Annotated in this window: 21 protein-coding genes; 1 reads left to right on the top strand and 20 read right to left on the bottom strand. The window is 55.2% G+C overall.

Going from position 1 to position 22692, the window contains the following annotated elements:
- Positions 1–16: 16 nt before the first annotated feature.
- Both EAY64_RS05425 and EAY64_RS05420 read right to left on the bottom strand, forming a co-directional pair.
- Positions 17–460 (bottom strand): YfjT/YkfB family phage-associated protein, encoded by a 444-nt coding sequence (locus EAY64_RS05425; protein WP_103523768.1) that lies wholly within the window; start codon positions 458–460, stop codon positions 17–19.
- A 29-nt stretch (positions 461–489) separates the two neighbouring features.
- Positions 490–900, bottom strand: coding sequence for a hypothetical protein (locus EAY64_RS05420; protein ID WP_147456181.1), 411 nt, complete (start codon positions 898–900; stop codon positions 490–492).
- Positions 901–962: 62 nt separating this feature from the next.
- Here EAY64_RS05420 and EAY64_RS05415 point away from each other — a divergent pair, with 62 nt between their 5' ends.
- Positions 963–1313, top strand: coding sequence for a helix-turn-helix domain-containing protein (locus EAY64_RS05415; protein WP_103523766.1), 351 nt, complete (start codon positions 963–965; stop codon positions 1311–1313).
- Here the strand turns inward: EAY64_RS05415 and EAY64_RS05410 are convergent.
- The 18 genes from EAY64_RS05410 to EAY64_RS05320 form a co-directional block, all read right to left on the bottom strand.
- On the bottom strand, positions 1300–2196 hold the full coding sequence (locus EAY64_RS05410) for a recombination directionality factor (protein WP_103523765.1): 897 nt from the start codon (positions 2194–2196) through the stop codon (positions 1300–1302). The genes EAY64_RS05415 and EAY64_RS05410 overlap by 14 nt on opposite strands.
- Positions 2193–3176: a YqaJ viral recombinase family nuclease gene (locus tag EAY64_RS05405; protein ID WP_103523764.1), complete on the bottom strand. Its 984-nt coding sequence runs from the start codon at positions 3174–3176 to the stop codon at positions 2193–2195. The genes EAY64_RS05410 and EAY64_RS05405 overlap by 4 nt, the downstream gene beginning before the upstream one ends.
- 174 nt (positions 3177–3350) lie before the next feature.
- Positions 3351–3812, bottom strand: a complete 462-nt coding sequence (locus tag EAY64_RS05400) for a hypothetical protein (RefSeq protein WP_113024011.1) — start codon at positions 3810–3812, stop codon at positions 3351–3353.
- Between the two features lie 4 nt (positions 3813–3816).
- Complete coding sequence (locus EAY64_RS05395) at positions 3817–4773, bottom strand: DUF932 domain-containing protein (RefSeq protein ID WP_103523762.1); 957 nt, start codon at positions 4771–4773, stop codon at positions 3817–3819.
- 340 nt (positions 4774–5113) lie between these two features.
- A complete protein-coding gene (locus tag EAY64_RS05385; RefSeq protein WP_103523760.1) occupies positions 5114–6052 on the bottom strand; it encodes a viperin family antiviral radical SAM protein in 939 nt (312 codons plus the stop codon).
- 18 nt (positions 6053–6070) lie between these two features.
- Positions 6071–7954: a formylglycine-generating enzyme family protein gene (locus tag EAY64_RS05380; RefSeq protein ID WP_147456180.1), complete on the bottom strand. Its 1884-nt coding sequence runs from the start codon at positions 7952–7954 to the stop codon at positions 6071–6073.
- Positions 7955–8362: 408 nt separating this feature from the next.
- A complete protein-coding gene (locus EAY64_RS05375; RefSeq protein ID WP_103523758.1) occupies positions 8363–9079 on the bottom strand; it encodes a M48 family metallopeptidase in 717 nt (238 codons plus the stop codon).
- Complete coding sequence (locus tag EAY64_RS05370) at positions 9079–12189, bottom strand: type I restriction endonuclease subunit R (RefSeq protein WP_103523757.1); 3111 nt, start codon at positions 12187–12189, stop codon at positions 9079–9081. Before EAY64_RS05370 ends, EAY64_RS05375 begins: the two co-directional genes overlap by 1 nt.
- 34 nt (positions 12190–12223) lie before the next feature.
- Entirely contained in the window at positions 12224–12916 is a 693-nt protein-coding gene (locus tag EAY64_RS05365; protein ID WP_103523756.1) for a hypothetical protein, read from the bottom strand.
- The gene (locus tag EAY64_RS05360; protein ID WP_103523755.1) at positions 12909–14096 is read right to left on the bottom strand and encodes an AAA family ATPase; all 1188 of its coding nucleotides are present in this window, start codon (positions 14094–14096) and stop codon (positions 12909–12911) included. The genes EAY64_RS05365 and EAY64_RS05360 overlap by 8 nt, the downstream gene beginning before the upstream one ends.
- A gap of 42 nt (positions 14097–14138) precedes the next feature.
- Positions 14139–14438: a DUF1016 N-terminal domain-containing protein gene (locus EAY64_RS05355; RefSeq protein ID WP_103523754.1), complete on the bottom strand. Its 300-nt coding sequence runs from the start codon at positions 14436–14438 to the stop codon at positions 14139–14141.
- Entirely contained in the window at positions 14435–15685 is a 1251-nt protein-coding gene (locus EAY64_RS05350; protein ID WP_103523753.1) for a restriction endonuclease subunit S, read from the bottom strand. Before EAY64_RS05350 ends, EAY64_RS05355 begins: the two co-directional genes overlap by 4 nt.
- Positions 15676–18117 (bottom strand): type I restriction-modification system subunit M, encoded by a 2442-nt coding sequence (locus EAY64_RS05345; protein WP_103523752.1) that lies wholly within the window; start codon positions 18115–18117, stop codon positions 15676–15678. The genes EAY64_RS05350 and EAY64_RS05345 overlap by 10 nt, the downstream gene beginning before the upstream one ends.
- 176 nt (positions 18118–18293) lie before the next feature.
- On the bottom strand, positions 18294–19544 hold the full coding sequence (locus EAY64_RS05340) for a YagK/YfjJ domain-containing protein (protein WP_103523751.1): 1251 nt from the start codon (positions 19542–19544) through the stop codon (positions 18294–18296).
- 60 nt (positions 19545–19604) lie between these two features.
- Positions 19605–20219: a hypothetical protein gene (locus tag EAY64_RS05335; RefSeq protein ID WP_103523750.1), complete on the bottom strand. Its 615-nt coding sequence runs from the start codon at positions 20217–20219 to the stop codon at positions 19605–19607.
- On the bottom strand, positions 20212–20445 hold the full coding sequence (locus tag EAY64_RS05330; protein ID WP_113024012.1) for a helix-turn-helix transcriptional regulator: 234 nt from the start codon (positions 20443–20445) through the stop codon (positions 20212–20214). The genes EAY64_RS05335 and EAY64_RS05330 overlap by 8 nt, the downstream gene beginning before the upstream one ends.
- Complete coding sequence (locus tag EAY64_RS05325) at positions 20442–21011, bottom strand: hypothetical protein (RefSeq protein ID WP_103523749.1); 570 nt, start codon at positions 21009–21011, stop codon at positions 20442–20444. Before EAY64_RS05325 ends, EAY64_RS05330 begins: the two co-directional genes overlap by 4 nt.
- 112 nt (positions 21012–21123) lie before the next feature.
- Complete coding sequence (locus tag EAY64_RS05320; protein WP_103523748.1) at positions 21124–22488, bottom strand: tyrosine-type recombinase/integrase; 1365 nt, start codon at positions 22486–22488, stop codon at positions 21124–21126.
- Positions 22489–22692 lie beyond the last annotated feature (204 nt).

The raw sequence follows: 22692 nt of genomic DNA, 5'->3' as shown, positions 1-22692 counted from the left end.
TGCGCTGGTGTGGCGCTTAAAAGCCGGTGCAGGGGAAGTCTTTGCTACGGCTGGCCGGCAGGACTTTGGCTGCGCCGGTCAGCGGCAGCTTGATCAGCTTGCCGTCAGCGGTTTTGGCCTCCAGGCTTTTGGCCTTGCGGATCTTGTCCCAGGCTCTGACAAAGTTCTGGTTACCCACCCGTGAGCCGGTGTTGCCAATGTTGTCGAAGACCTCACCATCGACGATCAGGGAGAACTCCTTGGCTGGCAGTGCACCGTACTCCTTATTCCCCACCTTCAGGCTGATCATCGGGGAGTCTGTCTCATTGCAGGCGATATACAGCTGGTTATGTTGCGCATCGACGGTTGCATATTCGCTGGTGCCCTGGCCCCAACTGCTGCTCCAGCGACCGGTTTCACCAAAAGCCATTACCTGGCTGCTCAGCAGCAGACCCAGACACAGTCCCAATACATGTTTCATGGTGTTTTCTCCAATCAATAACAGTGAAATCAGGCGTAGATGCCGAACACATTGCGCATCACGCTTTGGTAAGCGATGAAGCCACAGAACCAGCCAATGGCTTGTGGTCCAATCCGCCAGAACACCTTGGCTTTGAACAGCTCAACCGAACTGCTGCCCAAAAGCAGATCTGGCCGCATAGCACGGCAGATGGCATCGCCGATGGCAACACCCACAAAGGTGAAGAAGCCGCCAATAAAGGGCGTGAGTAACAGCCCGAGGAAGCCCAGATGGACACGGGGCATGAACAGCGCAAACAGATCAATCACGACAAACAGGCCAAAGCACAGCACAGCCTGAGTCTGGGTACGGGAAGACATGACAGTGACTCCAAAGAGGTAAAACGGTGATAAAGCATCCACCTGAAAGCTCAAATAACAACTTAATGGGTTGAATTTCAACCTGATGCGTCCTTCATGTCAATGGGTTGTATTGCCACTATTTGAGTTGAATGGAGAATAAGATGGCAAAAACGAAGGTGGACGCATTGGCGCTGAGCATTGGCAAAGCCATTGCGGCACGACGGCAAGAAGCCGGACTGACCCAGGAACAGGTCGCGGAACAACTGAAGATCGGGAATGAAGCGGTATCCCGCATGGAGCGGGGACTGGTGATGCCGACGGTGGCCCGTCTGCTGGAACTGGCTGGCCTGTTTAACTGCGATGCATCGTCACTACTGGTGGAATCCAGCAACCGACCGGCCGAGCAGGCACAGCACCTGGCACAGATGCTGGCCCGCCTGGATAGTGCGGATCGGGAGATGGTACTGGCGATGGTGGAACAACTGACCAACCGCCTGGCTAAGCCGTCCTGACGGCACCCAGCTTGGACGTGAGCCGGGTAGGGCGTGAGACCGCCTTCGGCTTCTCATCGGTCTCAGTACTGCTTTCCACTGCCGGATAGAACTCCTCCAGCAACTGCGGTACTTCCTCCTCGGTATCCTCGAACTGGCCGTTCTGCAGCAATAGCCGGGCGGCTTGCTCCAATTCGGCAGTATCGATGCCGGCTTCCAGTTGTTCATCTGCGGTCTTGCGTGCGGTGCTGACCGCTTCGGCCAGCGTCTGGCCATCGCGTAGCGTCAGATCGACGTAGTACACCGGGGTACGGTGCGACTGGGTGGTACTTTTGGCCCGTAGACGCAGTAACAGTGGCAGATGCTTGGTGTTGCCACCACTGGCCGCTTCGTAATATTTCAGCCGTGCTGCCAAGGTTCGGACTGAGTTGTAGCCGGTGGTACGGAAGATGAAGCTGCCCAGCTCATCCTGCTGCCCCTCCACCTGCACATTCAACCTCCCGTACAGCTTGCAGCCCAGCTCCTTGGCCAGCGGACAACGGTCCGGACCTGCACAGCCAATTTCTTCCATACCCTGAGCTGTCACTCGTCGTGCCGTCTCTCCGTTACCGACACACACCGGCCGACCGTTATTGCGGTCGAAGGCACTGTATTCGGCCCGTAGATTCAGCTCGCTGTCGTTGAACAGTAGCTGAATGGGAATGGCGCGGATCTTGCCGTTCTGCGCCTGCTCCGACAGCGCCTGGTGCAAGGGATGCAGCAACCAGCCATCTCGGCTCTGTACCTGGGTGGTGAGTGAAAAGCTGTCGTCCTTCTCCGGCAGCCACCGTTCTTGTTTCTGCACCAGCTTGCCAATGCTGATGCGCCCGATCACGGGCGGGGTAATGGCGAGACCCTTGATCATGCTGCTTTCCTTTCGGTCTGAATGACAAAGCGCCGGGAACCGGCAATGGACTTGCTGTACTGGGCGAGCAGGGTGGGGTGGTCTTGCGACAAGCGCTCGACATCCGGGGCAATGCGATCCTTGGCGCGCTTCCAGGTAATTCGACCAGACTGGAACACGGCGGCAGAGGCATGGCCCAGCACGTTCTGGATCTGCTGCCGGATGGCTGCCTCTTTCGCCTCTGCCTCCTCTTTACGCTGCCGCTCGGCCAATAAGGCAGAGAACAAGCGATTGCCCTCAATCGATTCAGACAGATCGATGGTCTGGCCATCGTCACGCGGGAACAGCCATGACAATGCTGCACCTGCATCGTCCGATCCATCGGGGGCTGGTTGGGTATCCATCAGCACGTGCTGCCAGAACACTGTCTCCCGGGCAATCAGGTCGGCGATCTTGTCCTCATCGCGCAGCACCCGATAGATGCGGAAATCCTGACCTCCGATCAGCACCGCCACGTCGGCCCAATCGTGTCCTGTTACGGCCAGCTGATGCAGTACCTGGCACTGATAGGCCACCGGAATGCCTTCCTCCCACTGTGGGGCAGAGTGATAGCTGGCGGTCTTGATCTCCAGGATGCCCCAGCCTTCCTCCGGACAACGCACCTCCCGATCCAGATTGGCCAGCATGAAACGGTGAACCGGGTGTTGGAGTACCGCATTCACCCGCCGTACCTTGCGACCGGTACGCTCGGCATACACCCGGGCCAGAATGGGCTCCAGAATCGTGCCCCAGATGACAGGCTCTTTCTCCGACAGATCTTCCGGCTCCTTACGACCGGTCTTCTCCAGCCACAACGATAGTGGGCACTTGTACGGCGACAGCCCAATCGCCGGGGCGGCATCGGACGAACCAATGCCCAGCTGACGAATGCGCAGCCATTCATCACGAGACAACTTCAGGGTAGAGGCCAGACGAATGGCCTGTGCGTAGCGTTCAGCCATGGCAAAACACTCCTTATAAAGGCATAAAGCCCGGCAGCAAGGCTGACCGGGCAATGGATGAAATAAGCAGAGAAATAAGAGAAACGACAGCAGGGAAAACGACACAGGGAAATCAGGAAGAACAGCAGAAGGGTAGGACAGGACCAGCGGGAATGAATCAGACCAATATCAAACTCAGCTAGGAGCCACCGGTACGATCACCGGCAGTTCAGAAGAGAGCGTCAACAGTATCTGCCGAATAGCTGGCCACTGCTGTGGCTGACCACGCAGCATGAATTCCCCGGCCAAGCGCACCAGGCAGGCTTTGACCCAATCGAGGGAAGGGGCCAGACCATCATGCAGAACGATCCATTCGGCAATGGCACTGCCCAGGGCTTCGGTCACTTCGTAATGCCACACCCCGGGGGCGCCCTGATCCAGCTGGTCGTACAAGGTGTCAGCCAGTGCTGCCACCATCGGTGCGTACTGCACTAGCTCGGCATGCAGTTCCAGACAGCCCGCACCCCAGATCACCAGTAAACTGCGCTCCGCATCGGGACCGTCGTATGCCACACCCAGACTGTTCCAGGTGCAGAAGTCCCGCATCCCTGCCGTCAGACAGGCAGCGGTCAACGCAATGGATTGGACGGAGGCCATGGCATCACTCCACCAGGGCCAGTGCATGTTCCAGTGCCTTGCCCTTGAGTTGGGCTCCCTGACCGAACCAGGCCGAATCCAGGCGGTAGTCCTGACTCCGCGCACGACGACGATGATCGACATATTCGGTCATCGCGTTGACCAGGCCCCAGGCTGTACCACGAGTTCCTGCCAACAGCGAGCCCATGCCGCCACCGCTATACAGCGCTGACACCTGCTGCAGCGCCTTGGAGGTAACGGCATCCTCACCTTCTGCCACCAGCGGTTCATCCAGTACCTCGCGGAAGAACTGGCTGGCTTCTTCCGGAGAGACCGTCCGCTGCGACAGCTGCTTGATGTTGCCGATGAAGCGGTCCCAGGCTGACAGACCGAGACCCAGTGCATCCTTCACCTGCTGCGGGTCGAACACAGTGGAGTGGGGTACCTTCACCGCACCGCTTCTATCCTTCACCGCCATCTGCAAGGTGTTGTTACACACCACCCGTACCGAGGTGAACTGCGCCGTGGTGCACAGCGTGCCGTCACAACTGGTGGCCAGCAGCAGATAAGCCTTCACCCGATCTCCACCTTTCAGGATGGCTTCCTGTCCGGTTTTGGCCAGCGCCCACAACTTGCGACCTCCCTTCAACACGCCAGCCGTTTCCAGCTCAAAACCACCGGCACTGACCAGGTCGCGATAGAACTCCAGTACTTCCGATGGCTGCACCACCTTGTAACGGGGAGAGACGACAGACAGCGGTGCCAGCGAGTCAGACCGATACAGCACCTTCGAGTCAGCAAACGGCCGAATGTGCATGCCGTCGTCAGCTACGTTGAACAAGACATCGCTCTGTTCGATACGCCAGTCCATACCGGCTTCGGTCAGCCACACTTCCAATGGTTGCTGGGGAGACAAAGGATTGCCCAGACCATGCCAGGGCGTGGCTCCGACAAAAGCCATGGATTCGATGAGATGGGACATAGATCACTCCAATGAAAATGGCCCCCGTCGAAACGGAGGCCAGGGCATAAAAGACACCCGGAGTGGGTGTCGCTGTGCGTGTTCAAAAGGGTGATATAGGTCTGAGATTATTTAGAATACTTGCGGCTCCAAGGTGTGTTGCGAGTCAGTTTGAGACGCCGGACGGCTTGCCGAAAGTTCAGAAAAGCACGCTGATCACTTGGGGTAGAAGGCACGGTGAGGCATGACAAGTAATTAGGGGTGTAGAGCTTGCCGTGCAAACCACCCTGCCGAAAATGCCATCCATTACGGAGTAGCTGGTGGACTAACACATTGATCTCTTTGGAGGCACTGTATCGCTTCATGCGACTTCCTCCTCGGCAAGTACCTGATAGCGTGCGCAGAACTTGGCGGGATTCATTCCGACGGCCAAGAATGCTTGCTCGACTCCCACTTTAAGGATTGGATGGCTGTAGCTGTAGATTGACTGGTCCGAGGCATTCTGAAAGAAACGACCTAGCGGATCGATCATGATGTAGGACTCAACCATTTCAGTATTGTCCTCCACGCACATGATTTCAGCCTGAGGCTGATGCCGCGCTACAAACCCCTGAAAATCAGAGTCGCTAACCATTAATGCATTAGTCACCACCGGTAGCATGCGCAATACTTTCCAGCGCTGAGGGCTGATTCGCCCAATCACGGTATTAAGGTCCTCGTGGCAATTGAGAGCATTAACGACGGTGTTAAGCTTTATCTGAAGCTTGGGATTCCAGCGCCTTAGCCCACAAACCGCTTCTTCAAGATGTCCGATTCCAAGCTGCTGACCATGCCTACCTTGCCTTCCGATCTGACTGTTGGTCATTGGAGTGCAAGAATCCAGGCTGATGCCGAGCATGGAAAGTTTAGGTGCTAACCTTTGAGCCAGTTCAGGTGACAAGAGACTAGCGTTGGTGATCAGGGATGTGGTGAAGCCTACCTCATTGGCTGCAGACAAAATATGTTCAACCTGTGCCGGGTATAGAAGAGGTTCACCACCGGCCAAATTGAGCCGAACTCCTTGCCAGCTCATTGCGCGGCGAAGCGGGTTGGCAAGGTTTTGTGGATGAAAGTACTGCCACAAATTCTGCAGCATTTGCGTGGAAGCCGGGATGTCATGGGCGAGCTCACGGCCGCTACCGTCCCAATGGGCATAGCAGTAGCGGCAGCTATAATTGCATGCTTCGGTGATGTGCCAGTTGATGACAAGTTCTGACAATTGCGGGCGTACCAATCCCTTTCCTACCAAGGAGCGTTTCATATTGATCTCCTGTCAGGGTCAGGCGTCGGGTTGAGCGACGTAGCAGAGGCGGAAGCCGACCTTCAATCCCTTGCGGCGCATTGTCAGGTGTGCCGGGCACTTGTCCCGCTCCAGGGGGCCTGTCATCAGTGCTTGGCCTGTCACAGCATTAGCCGCAGGGGCGTATCCATCAGTACAAACATCCAACCACTCGCCAAAATCTACAACGGTGACGAAAGGAAGTCCCTGATGATTCTCAGTCCAGTTGAGTTCTTTTCCAAAACGTAAGAAGCCGCCTCCTGCACATGTCTCCGGATATCGATGAGACGTTTCTCCTCCAGTGAGCCCATCCCCTCCGGTAACAGCCCAGGTCAAGTCACTCCACTCGACTCCATCGTATTCTTCGGTCTCGTCGAGGCTTTCATGATTCAGGTTGTAAAGTGGCGTCGGGCTAATTTTCTGCCATTCCTCAACCTCCAGTAAGCGGACAGGAAGACCAGTCTGCTTCTCATAATGGCGGCAAAATGCCACAGCATCAAACCACGTGACGCTTGTAGGGAGCAGGTCATCATCATGCAGGTTTACCGCAGAGAGATCGGCCTCAAGCTTAGAGCTGCAATTTGAGGAGCGTTCGATACGGTCGTTACGCCAATCGGAATTCTCAAAGAAGTGCCAGAATTCCCGGATGGTCACCAGCGGAGAAACCATCAGGCAGTAGCCGTCGAGACGATGTGGAACAAAATTTCCAACCTGTCCACCTTTAGGAGATGTTGGCCGCTGATAATTACGACGTGCGGCTACCAACTCACGCTGCAGAAGCTTGGTATAGCCTGGCCATGTTGCAGTAGACCCTCCCTCTTCATAGTGACGTGTTTCAGCGCTGTGCTCGAGCCTCTCATACCACTCACCAGTCATGAAGTAGAGATGTGCTTTGAACGCAGATGGCTTCATGGCCGTGGGTAATTCGTCACTTCTCAAGATTGGGTAGTATGGGTTGCCACTGAAGGCAGCATCACGCTGGTTGCGAACAACCCAGTCAAATTTTCCATTTGGTCCCTTCAGGAAAACAATGTTGTTATTGCCTGGGAATGGAACGATCTCTACCCATCCTTCCTGAGTACGCTCAATTTCTTTGCGGAAAACATCAAAGATCTGATTTGCAAACGCTAGATCGTCTTGGTTGTAGTTGTACATCCGAAACTCGGGTGGCCGAGACGCTGGCGATACCAGATTATCACCGAGCAGATTGAAGCCGTAGGCAATATATTCAAACTTGAATGCTTGCAGCAGCAGATCTGTTCCACTGAGATCGAGATGGTCTGGAGCCTCATTATCCCAACCAGATTCCTTATCCAATGAAAGAACTGTTTGGTTTGCATGTTCCATGCACCAGTTGAACTTTGCATGTTCGCCAGAGACAGAGAACTCACTCAAATAATGTATGTCAGCATAACCGCGACCACTAGCTGCCAGAAACTTTGATGAGCCTACGCCAGTGAAGATCCTATCTGGTATTGGCAGGCCGGAATTGAAAATGCGGTCTGATACTTGGCGTGCGGTTAAGCGATGGGAATGCATTCTGGACCAACTAATCAAGTCTGCGGGATGTTCCATGCCATTGGTTGCCAGGAAGTTGATCAGCTCCGGCTCAGTATTCTTCCATGCATCAAAAGATTTGCTGCCTAGTGCATTGGCTAGGCCATGATGAAGGCCACTGACTTTTAGTGATGGATCGCTGGAAAGAGGCTGTTCTGGACGCTTACGGGCATCTCGAAGTGCTTTGGCTGACCTTTTGATGTGCTCAGTATGCAACCCATCAATCTGCATTGCCCAGAACTTGCGTTCAGTAGATGGGAGTTGATCAGGACGAGGAATAAGCAGGAAAACAGGGCGGACTGCACAAAGCAGGTTTTCAGTAGTCATGTGAATCTCCAATCAAAAGCCACGGCCACGCCGTGCTGCCATAGGCACCATTGAGAATGTCTTGATGATTTGGAGATTGAAGAGTGAGAACTCTTTGGGCTATTTCGGTTGAGGAGACAGCTTCTCAACCACGAGCATCCACACGCTGACTTGGATAATACCGCATTCAAAATGACATGGCAATATAATTGCTTGATTTGCGAGATCAGCAGTTTGGGATCAGTTTCGGTTCCAGGACGTCCGGGGAGTCGCGGCAAAGGCCATGGGTTCGGTGGGATGAGACATGGGATCACTCCAATGAAAACGCCCCAGACTCAGCTGGGGCGAGGGCATAAAGGACGCCCGGAGAGGGTGCCTTTTAAAGTGTTCTATGGGGGAGATAGGCATGAGAAAAACTGTAGTTGCTTTTTACTCACGCCACACTTCCGCAGCCAACGGCAATTCGTTCAGCTCCGCCCGAGCCTCCCGCCATGTCGGGTAATGCTCGTCCAAAATCGCCACAAAGCGGTCACTGTGCGTGGGTTCTAGCAAGTGCGCCATTTCATGGACGATCACGTACTCCAGCAGGTCCTTCGGCTTTTTCACGAGTTCGGTGTTGAGCCGGATATGTCCTGCCTTGTGGTTACAGCTACCCCATTTGGTCTTCATGCGCTGCAGGAAGTAGCCAGACACCGTCACCCCAAGCTTGGGCTGCCATTTCGAGATGAGGGCAGGCACCACGGCATGAAGTAGGGACTTATGCCATTCATGCATGACCTCGGCGCGCTTGGCAGCATCACTGCTAGGGCGCACGCTCAAGGTGATCCGCTTGTGATCCAACTTCACAAACGGCTTGACCTCGGCCTCGATCACCCGCATCAGATGTCGACGCCCCCACAGGTAGTGACTCTCTCTCTCGACAAACTGCCGTGGCGTTTCACGTGGCTGCGCGTGCAGCGTAGCCTGCTGCTGACGAATCCAGGTGAGTTTGGAGATGGCGTAGGCGCGTGCCACTTCCAGCCGCGTGCCCATGGGCGCCACCAGCGTGACGCGGCCATCAGGAGGGTGCACGGTCAAGTGCACATTCTTAACGGCTTTGCACACTATAAGGATCGTGATGTCGCCTAGCTGGATCTGCTCGTTCATCAGTAACCCGGCTGGTTCTTGACGATTTCGAACACCGCCAGGGTAGCGGCCTTGTTCTTGTTCAAAATCGGATAAATCGCATTCAAGACTTGCGATTCCCGCGCCTGGTCACCGCGCCAATCCGCGGGAGCGTGCGCCTTGATGGCGGCGTCCAGCTCCAGCGCCAGTTGGAGACGTTCATCACCATACTCGGAAGCCGGCTCAGCCACCACCAACGGATCGATCGCTTGTGCGAGGATGTCCGCCAGGTTGTTGTACAACACCGTGGCCTCGCGATTGCCATGCAGGGCGGCAGGCACGCCCGCGTCAGGCTGCCCTTTGGCCAGCTTTTTCGCCAATGCTTCGGCATTCAGCAAGAATTGTTCGTAGGACTCGGTCTCATCGCGTTTTTGCCGGATCAGGTCCTCCAGCAGCTTGGACATTTCCTCATAGAATTTCGGGTCGGTTAGCTGGTCGCGGATAATGGTCTTACGGACGTTGTTGATGATCGCTTCAGCAATCGCGTTGCGAGAAAGCTTGCCTTTTTCATTGAGCTTCTTGGCGATGGCGTCGTGAATACCGGTCTCGATGATCAGTTCGGTAAGCGACAGCGAGGTCAGGTTGCCCAATGTATCCGAAGGATCGGCCTGGATGTAGGTATTGATGAGGTGACGCATGTCGGCTTCATAAGGCTTGACGTCCAGCTCCTCGCCCGAATGCTTCTTGACCGCCGCGCGCACCTCACTGAAAAACTCGGTTTCCTTCTGCAATGCCTCTGCTTCGGCCTGCGAATAACCGGCCTCGGTCAGGTTCTGCGCCAGGTCGGCATAGGCGCGCACAAAGCTCGCCACCGCCTTGTAGAAAGTGATGCGCAGCGGCTCGGTTTCGTTCAACGCTTCCGGGTTGCCGGCATCGCCACAGAAGTAGTGCAGGTACTGCTCGATCTCTTTGGGTGCTGCCACAGGCTCGCACAGGTAACGCAGCGCTTCGCGAGCGGCATCGAGTTGTTCCTTGCCCTCTTTCAGCCAATCCTTAACGATCACATTTCCGTCCGAACCATCAGCTTCATCGATGTCCAGCTCATCCGAGGTGTAGACTGCGATCGCATTCTGCACGTTCTGGAACAGCTCCTTGTAATCGACGATATGGCCGTAGTCCTTGTCGTCACCATCCAGACGGTTAGTGCGGCAAATGGCCTGGAACAGGTTGTGATCGCGCAGCTCGTTGTCGAGGTAAATATAGGTACAGCTCGGCGCATCGAAACCGGTCAGCAGCTTGCTCACCACGATCAGCAGCTTCAGGTTGGCCGGCTCTTCGATGAAGCGGCGCTTGGTCTCATCCTCGTATTGCTTGGTGGTCTGGCCGCTGGCCAGCACGTACTTGCTGTAAGTGTCGAACTTATAGCGCTCGTCGCTGTTGTGCGGCTCTTTCGAGATGGCTGTCGGATTTGGCTCGTAGGAGGTAATGATCCCACAGTAAGCGCCAAAGCTTGTGTTCTGGAATAACCGGTAGTAGTGGCAAGCGTCGTAGATAGATGCCGCCACCAGAATGGCCGTGCCGCGGTCGTTGTTCAGGCGCGGCTTCACGCCGAAGTCGTGGATGATGTCGGCGATGATGCGCTGCTTGCGCTCGCCTGCGCTCATCAGCTCTTCCATCGTCGCCCAGCGTTTGCGCAGGATGGACTTCTGGTAGTTGTTCAGGCCCTTGGTCTTGGTCTCGAACCAGTCATCCACTGCCTTCTTGTTGGTGAGCTGCTGTGGCACATCGCGTGCCTCGTACTTCAGGTCCAGCACCACCTTATCGGCCACGGCCTGGTCGAATTTGTAGGTGTGGATATAGGTGCCGAACACTTCACGCGTGGTCTGCTTGTCCTTACGCAGCAAGGGCGTGCCGGTGAAGCCGATGAACACGGCCGACGACAGCCAGCGCTTCATCTGCTTGTTCATGTCACCACCCTGCGTACGGTGGCACTCGTCCACGAACACATAGAAACGGCCGTGGATAGGCGGCGGCTCTCCCTTCAGATCGGTCGAATCGAACTTGTGGATCAGCGCACACAGCAAACGTGGCGCTGTGGCACCGAGCTTCTCGATCAGCTCGCGTCGCGAGGTGATGCGTGGAGATGGCGCGTTCTCGCCGATCACCCCGGCATTCTTCATCACCCCCTCAATCTGCTTGTCCAGCTCGTCGCGGTCAGTGATGACCAGGATGCGCGCCTCCGGGTCGTGTTCCAGCAGCCACTTGGCGATCAGCACCATCAGGATGCTCTTGCCGCTGCCCTGGGTGTGCCAGATCACGCCGCCTTCGCGTTTCTTGACACGCTCTTGCGTGGCCTTCACACCCTCGTACTGATGCAGACGCGGCACCTTCTTCTGGCCGGCGTCGAACACGACGAAATTGCGCATCAGGTCCAGCAGACGGGTCTTGTCGCACATTTGCGCCAACGGCTCGTCCAGCAGGCTACCGACCGCCACCTCACCCTGATGATGGTGCTTCCATTCGACGAAGTACTTCTCCGGCGTGCCGGCGGTGCCGTAGCGCAGCCCTTGCGAATCGCTGCCGGCCAGCACCACTTGCACCGTGCTGAAAAAGCCCTGGTTGAAGATGGCTTCCTGATTGCTGATCAGTTGACGGATACCATCGGCCACTTCCACCGAACTACGCTTGAGCTCCAGCACCACCACGGCCATGCCGTTGAGGTAGAGCACGATATCCGGCCGCCGCTCATGGCCGCCCTTGAGCGTCACCTCTTCGGCCAGGGCAAAATCGTTGGCCTCCGGGCGCGCCCAGTCGATCAGGTGCACCGTTTCGTGTGCCACGCCTGCCGCCACCTGCACCGGCACGCCATAACGCAATAGCTGATAAGTCCGCAGATTGGCCTGGTACAGCGTGACGCCGGTCACATCGCTGGCCGCTAGCAACTTCTGCAGCGCCTGCGCGATATGGGCATCGGAGTAGCCGCGCTGCTGCAGATTGGCGCGTAACAGCGCCACCTCAATGCAGCGGTTGTCGTCGCGTTTGCTCCAGTCACCCAGATAGTCATACCCAAGGCCACCTTCGGCTACCTTCGTGGTAACGAGCTTGATGACGCGGTTTTGGGTCACCCGCTCTGGACGAACAGTCTCGGCCATGCTTCCCTCTAAAGATCTTGTTTCACAAGTTCGATCAAACCGCTGCAAGAACTGCTAATTCAAAAGCAGTAGCCTGAGTGCATAGCGCTTTGATAACAGGCCAGTTGTTTGTCACTTGCTCAGCATGTTGACGGTATTCGCGTACTTTTTTACGAATTCGATACTGCAAAGACAGGTGGGACAGTTGAGACTCAAGAGTGATATCGCACTCTGGCCCATTCAAGAGTATATGCCCCACGGGAAGCGTTGCAGCTGCAAGCCATGTCCCCGAAGATTGAGCCGGTAAACACAGAACGGTCTTGTTTCCTCGACTAGCTGGACTCAACCAGCTATCCAGCACGGACGTCAATTGCACTACACTGTTGCTGACAGGCGGGCAGGGCTGCACGCAAGGCAGGGGGCCCCAACCCTTTTGTACAGCTATTGCTTGAACGCCGGCTCCCGCATTGGCATATTGCTCGCTCGAAACATCCACATCCAAATGGATAATCAAAAGATCAAATCGCTCAAGCGTCGGATCTCCATCAAGCGATGCAGCCTGACGTTGACCTGCGGCATCACACCACTTCAGCACCCCACTCCAGCCCGTGCCCATTTGGGGGCGGGTGGCTTCCGGTTGAAGTTTGGTCAGGATGAAAGGTCGATCAAGAATGGCCTTGAGCGCCGCCTCGATAATCACAAGGTCGGTATCCCCCTCCGCAACCAAGGCAATACGCAAATCAGACATTGGGTACCGCTCCCAGATGCCCCATCATCCACAGCCTGGACAGAGGATACTGCTGATTCATTGCCGCCAGTTCGGCCGACAACTCAAGGCGCCGCACGACAGTTAAGCCGTTGCTATTGCGCTCCACCGCAAACAAGCGGGTTTCCGGATCCGTTAGGTCGAGTCCATCCAGTACAGCTGGATTGTGCGCAGTGAACAGCAACTGACGGTCTGAAGCGTTGTGTTCCAGCCAGTGTGCAAGGCGTGTCGTCAACTTGGCCAACAGCCGCGGATTCAAGGCCTGATCTAGATTGTCGATGGCGAGAATTCTTGGAGCCTGCGGTAACAGACATAACACAGCGCAAAACAGGATATACAACGCACCCTCGCTGGCATCGTAAGCAGTTAGCTCATTACGCGACTTTTTCATGAAACGGTCAGTAAACTTCAGCATCAGCTTGGTACGTGGCACTTTGTTAGAAATCAGCGATGCGCCGTGACTGGTGGTTTGCACATCGGCCACCCAGTCGATCAGTTCAAGCACCTGATCCAAAACTTCTTCACCCGCATCTCCTTGGCTTTCCAGATGCTTGCGCAAGGCCTCGAAGCTCTCGGCCAACTGACCACCACTCAAGCCCACAGGCCTGCGCGATTGAACATCAGGAACAATCCCCCGTAAGGTTTGAGTATTCGGGCAGTAGATCGCGAACTCCTGCAAGCTCTGCATCAAACGGGCTGCCGGATTTTCCGACTCCAACTCAACCAACTTGAGAGCTGCCAGTCCTGCTTGCGGGTTAAGGTTTTTCTTGTTGCGCACGCCATCGGACACGATCTCATCAGTGCCATCCGTCAAAACCTCGGTCTTATAAGACCAAGCTGGATCGGGCGATTCAAGCGGATTCAACAGAGAGACCTTGTAGCCCTCCTGGGCATCGCCTTCGATACCAATACCGATGTGTGCCGGCGTGCGCTCGGAGGCGAACGAGCTTTTATATAGCCGGGGCAAGCCAGCGCGTACCCCACGCCGCAGCAGGCTTTCATCGTCGACCACCCCATTGGCGGCAGCGCCCAACACGCCGAGCGCTTCAAGTATGTTGCTCTTGCCAACGCCATTGGCTCCGATAAAGCAATTTAGGCGGCCTAGCTCAATGCTCTCGTCGTGGATCGATTTGAAGCCATGGATATTCAATGTACGAAGCATCGTAAAGCGCCTCTCATCTTTATTTGGAAGGCATGCCGACTATCAATAACGGCCACAGGTTGTAGCGGGGGATAGTTTGACAGCCAAATTTTTAATCTGCCAAACACAGCATTTGGCGTATAGCATATGCACAATCACCGAGCCTGGATAGGTCAGGGCAAGGTGAGTGTACAACCGCAGATTGGGCGCGCTCCAGCTTAGGCCGTATTCAGCGCCCAACTGTCTCCCCAGTGCGGAGACAATCTGCGCGGCGTTGACGGCAGCCACGGCACGCTGGCGCGCACCGTCGATCAATTGCCTTAGTTCGGACAGCAGTGCCGTGCTGGGGGTGAGCGCGCTCATACCAGCCGCGTCCTTCCGGTCAGTAGCTCCTGCATCATGCCCTGCTTGAGCGCGCGGGTCTTGGCGAGGCGGGCTTCAAGCGCGGCCAGTTCGGCGTCCATATCGGAAAGCACGGTGGCGATGGCGGTTTGTTCTTCAAGCGTTGGAGGTGTTCGATATGTGAAACCAACAAAGTCCTTCTGATATAGGTGATTGATCGTTGAGCCAGCGCTGAGCTGATTCAGAAACTCTACGAAGATATTGGAGCAAAGCAAGTAGTAGAAGAATTCCGGGTGAAAGGCTTCTTCAACTGGGCGAATTACAAACACCCCACTATTCAAGGTGGCTGGCGCTGGCAAATCTGAGATTAAAGCCACCTTTCCGATGGTTCCATCCTTTGTCACCAGGACATCATGCAACTTCAGCTGGATGTGCTTATCTTGCTTGTAACGCGACTCATCAACAAAATGGCAGCTTTTCCAGTTGATGTAGCCACGATCAAATTCGGTGCCTGTAACCAGATAGAAATCACCGCTATCAAGATATTCTGCCGTCGTCAGCCCTTGCCAACCGATTCTGGCCTTCAGGATAGCAGTGTCCCCCAACCGCTTCACCTCCCACTCCCCGCTAAACCCCGGCAGGCGGGTTTGGCCGGTGAGTAGTTGCTGCATCGCGGCCTGCTTGAGGTCGCGCTTCTTGGCGATCAGCTTTTCCAGCCCGGCGATCAGCGCGTCGACGTCGGATAGCGCGGTAGCGATGGCGCGTTGTTCACCCGCACTAGGACGAGGAATAGGAACCTCGACAAATTTCTCTTTGGGTAAATGAGCGATGCTTGTTTGGGTAACAAAATTTGCGAGCATCCCACGCCTCGCCCAAAGCTGAAGGATCGCAACCATCAACTTAGGCTCAAAACCACGAAGTGGTCTCAGCCGATGCAGTGCCTTCTGGTAGTAACACTCTTCAATTTGAGCATCCCATATCGCCGCTCTACCTACTTCCCCCCCTTCGCAAACCAGCAGATCACCAGCCTGGAGGCGAAATTTGTTCAGGTCGGACTGAGACATCGGAATCATCTGAATATCTGAGATATCAATCCGATCCCATTGAACTGACTTATTACCGAGATAAGGCTTATTGACTCCAAAGTTCCTCTCGGAATCCAACATTTTCCCAAGTTGAACTGCAAATTCAGCTCCAACTGTTGAAACATCCCAATCATTAGGAATTAGGCCAACGTCTGTGTGCTTGTACCCCGGCCTCAGCTCCATACCGCCCCCATCCGCTTCAAGTGTTCATCCACCTTGGCTGACAGCGCAACCACGTTATCGATCAGCTTGGGCAACCGCGTGGCGTAGCGCTCGGCCAGTTCGCGGATGCGCCGGGTCAGGGTCTGGCCCACACGGTCGAGCTCGCCTTGCAGCTCGGTGGCCAGGCGCGCCAGCCATTTGTCCTCGATCACCAACGTCTTGATTTCGTCTTCAGTGAGCTGGGCGTAGTGGTCGTGCGCGAGCTGGTCGAGCTTGGCATCAAGCGCCTTGACGGTTTTCTTGAGCGTGCTTTCCTGTTCGCTGAGCTTGAGCCAAGTCTTGAGCACCGCCAGTTCGTCCTTGGCGTCCGCATCCAAGCCGATTTCCTTGATGCGGCTCTTCACCTCGGCGGCGTTGATCTTGTCGAAGCCGGAGAAGGCCATGTCCTCGCCGCTGTGTTCCTCTTCCAGTTCGGCCAGCTGGCTGCTGGCGGCCTCCAGCTCAGCTTGTTTGGCGTCGAGCGCGGTCTGTTCGGCGGCGTAGTAGCGGGCGACGATGTAGGGCTTGGGAATCAGGTCGCAGGCCCAGCCTTTGTCCTTCTGCTTGCCCTTCTTGTCGGTCTCGATGATGCGCTCCGGCTTGGCCACCCAGCCATCGGCAGCGATCAGGTACACGTCGTCCTGCATCGTCTCCACCCAGTAGTCCATCAGGTGCTGGTAGACATCATAGCCATCGACCAGCGGCAGCGGCTTGAAGCTGGCCAGCAGGTCTTCTGCCAGTTGCTCGATGAAGGCCTTGGGATGGTCGCCGGGCTTCAGGCCCTGCATCAGCGGCAGTTGGCGCGCCTTCCAGGCATCGAAGCGTTGATGCGCCTGCGTGTTGAAGGCGGCGAATTCGGCGTGACCGAGGATGGCGGACTTGACCTCGGCCAGCGGCAGCGCAAGCTGGCTATAGCCTGGGCGCAGCGGTCTGAACAGCGTGGCGCGCAGGCCGGGCAGCACCTGCCAGTAGGCGGCCAGCGCAGTGTCTTCACCAAACAGGTCCCGGTCGGGGATGCCGCCGTTCAGGTGCGCATCGATATCCTGAATGTCTTCGGCCTCGGTGCTGTCGATATAGCGCGGCAGGTTGAGGTTGTAGTCGTTTTTGTCTGAGGCGATTTCATCGAGTGGCACCAGGCGCGCATAACCGGCCACGGTCTCGCCCTTGTTGAAGGTATCGACGATCTTGTGGATGTCTTGCTCGCGCAGGCGGTTCTTGTTGCCGTCCTTGATGAAGCCACGGCTGGCGTCGATCAGCATGATGCCTTTGCGGGCGGCGGCATTTTCCTTGTCCAGCACCAGGATGCAGGCCGGGATGCCGGTGCCGTAGAACAGGTTGGCCGGCAGGCCGATGATGCCCTTGAGGATGCCGGACTGCACCAGCGCCTTGCGGATCACGGCCTCGGCGTTGCCGCGGAACAGCACGCCGTGCGGCAGGATGCAGGCGGCTTTGCCGCTGGATTTCATGCTGCGGATGATGTGCAGCAGGTAAGCGTAATCGCCCTGCTTGGCGGGCGGCACGCCCCAAGTAAAACGCTGGTAGGCATCGCCGGCACCGCTCTCGCCCAGGGTCAGGCCGGTGCTCCATTCCTTGTCGGAAAACGGCGGGTTGGCCACCACGTAGTCGTAAGTACGCAGTTGCTCGCCGTCCTTGAACTTCGGGCTGGTGAGGGTATTGCCACTGAGCACGTTGGCAGTGGGGAAGTCGTGCAGAATCATGTTCATCCGCGCGAGACCCGCAGTGGTGACGTCCTTCTCCTGCCCTTCCAACGTGATGTGCTTGCCAGCCTCGGCCGCCACTTTGAGCAGCAGCGAGCCGGAGCCGCAGGTGGGGTCGTAGGCGGTGGTCTTGGCCGTGGTGTTGTCCGGCGCGATGCCCAGCATCTTAGCCAGGACACGGCTGACTTCGGACGGGGTGTAGAACTGGCCCTTGCTCTTGCCCGAGTCCTGCGCGAAGTGGCGCATCAGGTATTCGTAGGCGTCGCCGAGGATGTCGTCGTGCTCGGCGCGGTTCTTTGAGAAATCCAGTTCGGGCTTCTGGAAGATGGCAACCAGGGTGGACAGGCGCTCCACCATCTCCTTGCCTTCGCCGAGCTTGTTCGGGTCGTTGAAATCTGGGAAATCGCTGCGTGCGAGGCGGCTGTTGGCGTCGATCAGCGGCTGGATGATCTGGGTGTTGATCTTGTCGCCGATGTCGGGCTTGCCCTTGAGCGCGACCATGTCTTTGAAGCTAGCGCCCTTGGGAATTATCACCGGCGGGGCGAAGTCGTCGGAGTCGGCGTATTTGTCGCTGATGTATTTGATGAACAGCATGAACAGGACATAGTCCTTGTACTGGCTGGCATCCATGCCACCGCGCAGGGCATCGCATGAAGCCCAGAGCGAGGAGTAGAGGTCGGATTTTTTGATGGCCATAGAGGTTTCGTTTGCCTTGCTGCACTCCCTGGCGTTCTCGCCAAGGATATTGGGTTCTTAAGCTGGCAGTAATGATATCACTGCGTAACTATCTTGGTTTTCATGCCAAATGCAAAGCATGGCATTCGTTTGATATAACTTCGCAGTAAAAGAGCCCCGAGGGGCTCTGAATACTTCTATTGGCAGGTAGGTGAGATCTTGGCGTAATCACCAAGACCAGCGAGCTCGTCTGCCAAGGAGATGATGGTTGGGACCTTGACTTTTGGCTTCGTCAGTACAGGAAGCTGGCCACGCTCAAATATCTTGTACTTGCCATCAGGGATCAGGAAGACAACCTTCTCCTGCTTCGTCAGGTAGTCTGCTGCCTGCAGAAGGTTCTTGCGACCTTCTGTATCGTTACGTCGAATACGACCAATCCCCACACTCTTGTAGTTTTTTTTGATCGAGTTGCAGTTGAAGTAGCAACCGATATCCCCTGTGGCATGCTGCCAAGCCTTGCCGATCTGATCGGCAATGTGCTTGTCGTTCAATGGGTTGCGGACCTTTGCGTTGAAAAAAAAGATAACGTGCAGGTGGCAGCCCTTTGAAACACCAGCCTCCAGTCGACGAGCCCAGCCTACGAGGCCATCAAAAATGGCCTTGTCTTTCTTGTTTTTCATCAGCTTTTCAAACATCTTCAGTATCGACAGTGCAGATATGTTCTCCGCGTGTTCCTGACGAATACCCAAGTCGATGCGGATCACCAGAAGATCAGCGTTACGTAGGAAGAGTTCATGAATGTAGTCGCGCAAGCGTTTGTTGTTGTCACGATGCTTACGAGCATGCTTCTGCAGGATCTGGATGAAGCCTGGTGCTCTAAGTTGCTTGCGAAGCTCATCAACGAACTCGTTCATCTTCATGATGTCCTCCGAATTTGTTGGGTAGCGCGAGTCGCAGTGGGCAAGCTGTCTCAAGCGGAAAATGCCCATTTCTTTTCCTAGCTTGAGAAAAAGTGCAATCAACGGTGAAAGCGTGTAGTTGATAAAGTCATGCTCACACTGTTCATAGTCTTGATAGAGAACGTTCCAGATCGCGGCTCCCAAGGTGGTAGCTTTGGCCGTGTAAGTCTCGATTGCTTTGAATGGAGGTCTGAAGGTGAAGACTTTCTTCTGTAAATCCAAGCGAAATTGATCACCGTTGGTACTGGCAATGCGGAGTACTAGGTTGTGTAGGTTCGCGAAGAACGACGCAGATTCACGGCGGTTAGTGATAAAGCGCGGACGCCATTCTTGATCCTCCTCATCAAACGAAGGATGGTTAGGAATTACGTACAGGGTCGTGCTGTCTTGCAGGTCGTGGATAGTCTGATTCCCGACGGTTAGCTCTTTGCGCAGCTTTGCAGGAAAGCTGGGTTTCTTTGGGCTGGTTTTTTTAATGCTAGTGGTCATTGTGAGTCTCCGGAGAGCAGGGGCTACCTGCTCCCATACATGGGTTGAACAGGTAAATTTTTACTCTCTGGAAAACGAGAACTGCCTGGCTGATGCCGTGGCACCATCAGGCAAGCCATCACTAGCAAGCCAGCCTTTGTGCGTGTAACGCAGGCTGGAATGAATAGGGACCACTGTAATGACAGCCGCTATCTCCGGTGTTTCCGGATGCGGCTGGGTGGGGGGAGTACTCAAGTCTGTACCAGCTTGGTTGTCAGCCAGCTCGGTCATGACACGCTGAGCTGCATCCTCCTCGAGAGGTGCATGCTCCCTGTCTCTGATGTCCTGGGCAGGGGCCTGATGCCCCATGACCAGAGTGTGGGCAGGGTAAAGAGGGTAATACAAAGAATAATAATACCCCTCCTCCTGAAGGCACATGGTACCGAGCTTCTCGGAGGCAGTTTGGGAAAAAGTCCCGTACTGTCGGGCCGAAATGAAATTCTCAAAACGGCGAGTAAGCGTGGTAAACACCAGGCGATAGTCGCTGCTTTTTACCGAGAAATGGGGCGGCAAACAGGCGACAGCATCCGGTATCGGTAGCTCATGAAAGTCACCTTGGGAAGCCTTATCAGTACTGAGTTTCTCCCAAAACTTGCCGGTGCATTTGGGGAGGGAAATGTGGCGATTCTTAACCATGCTCGCCCCCTTGCAGCAGGGACGCAAGCTGCTCGATAGGCCAGCGAACGGCATGGCCAATTTTAAGCGGTTTCAGGCCCTTGGGGCCCTCGCCATAGCACATCCATTTGCGCAACGTCTGAGGCTTAAAACCAAGGAGCACTGCTGCTTCTTCAGTCGTAAGAGCACCTTTGCCAGCATCAATGTGGGCTTGAAGGGCAGGTGGGTAATAGAGGTTTTTTTTCATTGGCGCACCTCCTGACTGGAAGTGGCCTGCTCGTGAGCCGAGCGAGAGGTGAGGTGTGTGAGGTGACTGGGTCCGGGGGCAGGGCCATCACTGTCTGACGAGGACTTACTTGCAGCACTGCTGGACTTACTGCGAACAGGACGCGAGCGATGGGTACGACCAGGTTGTTGGCGAACGGGCACGCGAAGCGACACAGGCTGAGTCTGCTGTCCGGGTTTGGACTTCTTCATGCGTGCGCGGAGTGCCGTGATCTGATTGGTAGTATCAAATAGGCATACCTGGTTCAGTTGGCTGGTGGCAGCCTCTTTGCTTGCAAAGCACTTCAACTGAGCAATTTTCTGGGCTTGATCCTGATTCGGCAGAGCTGAGTTGTGTTTGTCGCTAAGTTCAATCACCTCGAACTCGTAGTCATCCATGGACCACAAAGTTTGAGTCTGACCAACGTCGGGGTGGCTGCTTGCCACGACGTGTTGCAGGTCAACATAGTTGCTGGTGATGAAATCAGCAGATACTTGACCAGGAAGCTGGCCGGGTAACTGCTGATGGAGGAGGACATCGGTTGTCATTTTTCCATCTCTGATTTATGCGCATTGGGTGCGCGGGACTAAATTTATAGCTCAGAGAGTGGCTGACCGCAAGATGCTGTGTATTTCTAATGAATTCACCTTATAGTAGCGCTTACTTTTCCGGAGAACTTGGCGCTCTCCTTTTTCTAGTCTCAATCCGAACTGTCTGAATTTCAGGCACAGGTTTCTGAATCACCTTACCCTCAATAAGTATCCAGTCTTCGATCTTGGTATGCCATTGACGAAGAAGGTCTATTGAGCGACGTTTGTAGTGTTTCTCTGCAGTTGCACTGGGTTTGTGGCCTTGAATTTGCGCAATGATACCTGCAGGTGCTTCTACCCATTCTGATAATGTCGAAAAGCTGCGACGAAGGCCGTGGATCGTAATGTGGGGCAGAGATGCATCTGCGAGTGCCTTATCATGGCCGCTGCGTGGCTCAACAATGTGCCCGGATGCCGAGTTGCTGGCGAACACCCACTCTGATTCTCTAGGGAGCTGATTGATAAGACGATGTACGAACGGCGTGAGCGGGATCAGCCGCTCCTCTTCGATTTTGTCACGCAGAAGTATGGTGAGTGTCTTGGGGTCGACATCCTGCCACCGTAGTTCCGCCATTTCTTGGCGACGTGCACCCGTGAGTAGCAAAACTTGGAGATAGATACTCTGGGTCAGGTTTGGAATTTTCTGGACAGCAGAGAACCAGAGGTGCAGGTGTTCCTTCTGAAGGCAGTCAAGTTCTTTGGCTTTGGAACGAGGAACCAGCTTCAGTGTGCCAACGTGGCTTAGAAAGTCGTGCTGCCAAACATCATGGTATTTTTCAGATGAGTCAAGCCAACTGGCAAAAGCCCGTAATATGCGATACGCGTGCGCCGTGTTTGTTGGACGCCGGGCTCCTTCCTCTTTAAGCCAAGCCTGTACAAAGTCTGCAGAGATTGTAGAAAACTGAAGGTCGAGAAAGATGGCTAAGGGGCCGGCAGTTGTCTCACCTTTGCCTCGTGCCTTTTTGACGCCACCTCGCGCAGAAAGTTGTCTATGGTCTTCTACATAGCGCGCGGAGTACGGCTTCTTGGTTTTTGGGCTGACGCTTACGCTTAGTTCGTTCAGGTAGATCTGCCAGGCCTCACCAAAGGTCATTTCCTTCATGGCAATAGCAGCCCGCTCTTGGTAATGCGCTTCTGCCTGGGCTTTTGCGACTGCACGAGGGTCCTCTCCTTGATCAAGCATAGACAGAAGCCTGCGTGCTTCCTGTCGTGCTTGGGCAATCTGCCACGTGGCGCAGTCGCCGATCGTCAGACGAATGGTTTTTCCATGTAGTTCGCTGCTAACGATGAACGTTTTCTTCCCTTTTGGTGTACAGCGAACAGCGAGGCGGGGAAGCTCTGCGTCCCAGAGGAAGACTTGGGGCTTGCCTGCAGGGCACTCGAAATCAGAAATTCGCTTGTGCGTTAGGGTAACTCGGCTGGTCAGGGCAGTCATTTTTAGCCATTTCTTCACTATTTGTACGGGTATTGTACGGGTTGTGCATGCTACTTGGTCAACTCTGATCAACAAAGATACAACTTGACAGTTTTAAATGTCTTTATTTAACATTGACTTAATGTTTTTTTGGTATGTAAATCAAAGTGGTGAAATAAAAAACCTTCGCATTCGTAATGCGAAGGTCGGGGGTTCGACTCCTCT

This window comes from Aquitalea palustris (assembly GCF_003693445.1).
In the GTDB taxonomy this organism is placed as follows: domain Bacteria; phylum Pseudomonadota; class Gammaproteobacteria; order Burkholderiales; family Chromobacteriaceae; genus Aquitalea; species Aquitalea palustris.
The sequence above is the reverse complement of the archived record's forward strand: the minus strand, read 5'-3'. Positions and strand labels throughout refer to the sequence as shown.

Excerpts from the sequence above, each read along its gene's own strand:
- EAY64_RS05330 (WP_113024012.1), bottom strand. The coding sequence starts at position 20,445 with ATGAAAAAAAACCTCTATTACCCACCTGCCCTTCAAGCCCACATTGAT.
- EAY64_RS05410 (WP_103523765.1), bottom strand. The coding sequence starts at position 2,196 with ATGATCAAGGGTCTCGCCATTACCCCGCCCGTGATCGGGCGCATCAGC.
- EAY64_RS05405 (WP_103523764.1), bottom strand. The coding sequence starts at position 3,176 with ATGGCTGAACGCTACGCACAGGCCATTCGTCTGGCCTCTACCCTGAAG.
- EAY64_RS05370 (WP_103523757.1), bottom strand. The coding sequence starts at position 12,189 with ATGGCCGAGACTGTTCGTCCAGAGCGGGTGACCCAAAACCGCGTCATC.
- EAY64_RS05365 (WP_103523756.1), bottom strand. The coding sequence starts at position 12,916 with ATGTCTGATTTGCGTATTGCCTTGGTTGCGGAGGGGGATACCGACCTT.
- EAY64_RS05320 (WP_103523748.1), bottom strand. The coding sequence starts at position 22,488 with ATGACTGCCCTGACCAGCCGAGTTACCCTAACGCACAAGCGAATTTCT.
- EAY64_RS05340 (WP_103523751.1), bottom strand. The coding sequence starts at position 19,544 with ATGACCACTAGCATTAAAAAAACCAGCCCAAAGAAACCCAGCTTTCCT.
- EAY64_RS05385 (WP_103523760.1), bottom strand. The coding sequence starts at position 6,052 with ATGAAACGCTCCTTGGTAGGAAAGGGATTGGTACGCCCGCAATTGTCA.
- EAY64_RS05395 (WP_103523762.1), bottom strand. The coding sequence starts at position 4,773 with ATGTCCCATCTCATCGAATCCATGGCTTTTGTCGGAGCCACGCCCTGG.
- EAY64_RS05375 (WP_103523758.1), bottom strand. The coding sequence starts at position 9,079 with ATGAACGAGCAGATCCAGCTAGGCGACATCACGATCCTTATAGTGTGC.
- EAY64_RS05415 (WP_103523766.1), top strand. The coding sequence starts at position 963 with ATGGCAAAAACGAAGGTGGACGCATTGGCGCTGAGCATTGGCAAAGCC.
- EAY64_RS05345 (WP_103523752.1), bottom strand. The coding sequence starts at position 18,117 with ATGGCCATCAAAAAATCCGACCTCTACTCCTCGCTCTGGGCTTCATGC.
- EAY64_RS05350 (WP_103523753.1), bottom strand. The coding sequence starts at position 15,685 with ATGGAGCTGAGGCCGGGGTACAAGCACACAGACGTTGGCCTAATTCCT.
- EAY64_RS05380 (WP_147456180.1), bottom strand. The coding sequence starts at position 7,954 with ATGACTACTGAAAACCTGCTTTGTGCAGTCCGCCCTGTTTTCCTGCTT.
- EAY64_RS05425 (WP_103523768.1), bottom strand. The coding sequence starts at position 460 with ATGAAACATGTATTGGGACTGTGTCTGGGTCTGCTGCTGAGCAGCCAG.
- EAY64_RS05355 (WP_103523754.1), bottom strand. The coding sequence starts at position 14,438 with ATGAGCGCGCTCACCCCCAGCACGGCACTGCTGTCCGAACTAAGGCAA.
- EAY64_RS05360 (WP_103523755.1), bottom strand. The coding sequence starts at position 14,096 with ATGCTTCGTACATTGAATATCCATGGCTTCAAATCGATCCACGACGAG.
- EAY64_RS05400 (WP_113024011.1), bottom strand. The coding sequence starts at position 3,812 with ATGGCCTCCGTCCAATCCATTGCGTTGACCGCTGCCTGTCTGACGGCA.
- EAY64_RS05325 (WP_103523749.1), bottom strand. The coding sequence starts at position 21,011 with ATGACAACCGATGTCCTCCTCCATCAGCAGTTACCCGGCCAGCTTCCT.
- EAY64_RS05335 (WP_103523750.1), bottom strand. The coding sequence starts at position 20,219 with ATGGTTAAGAATCGCCACATTTCCCTCCCCAAATGCACCGGCAAGTTT.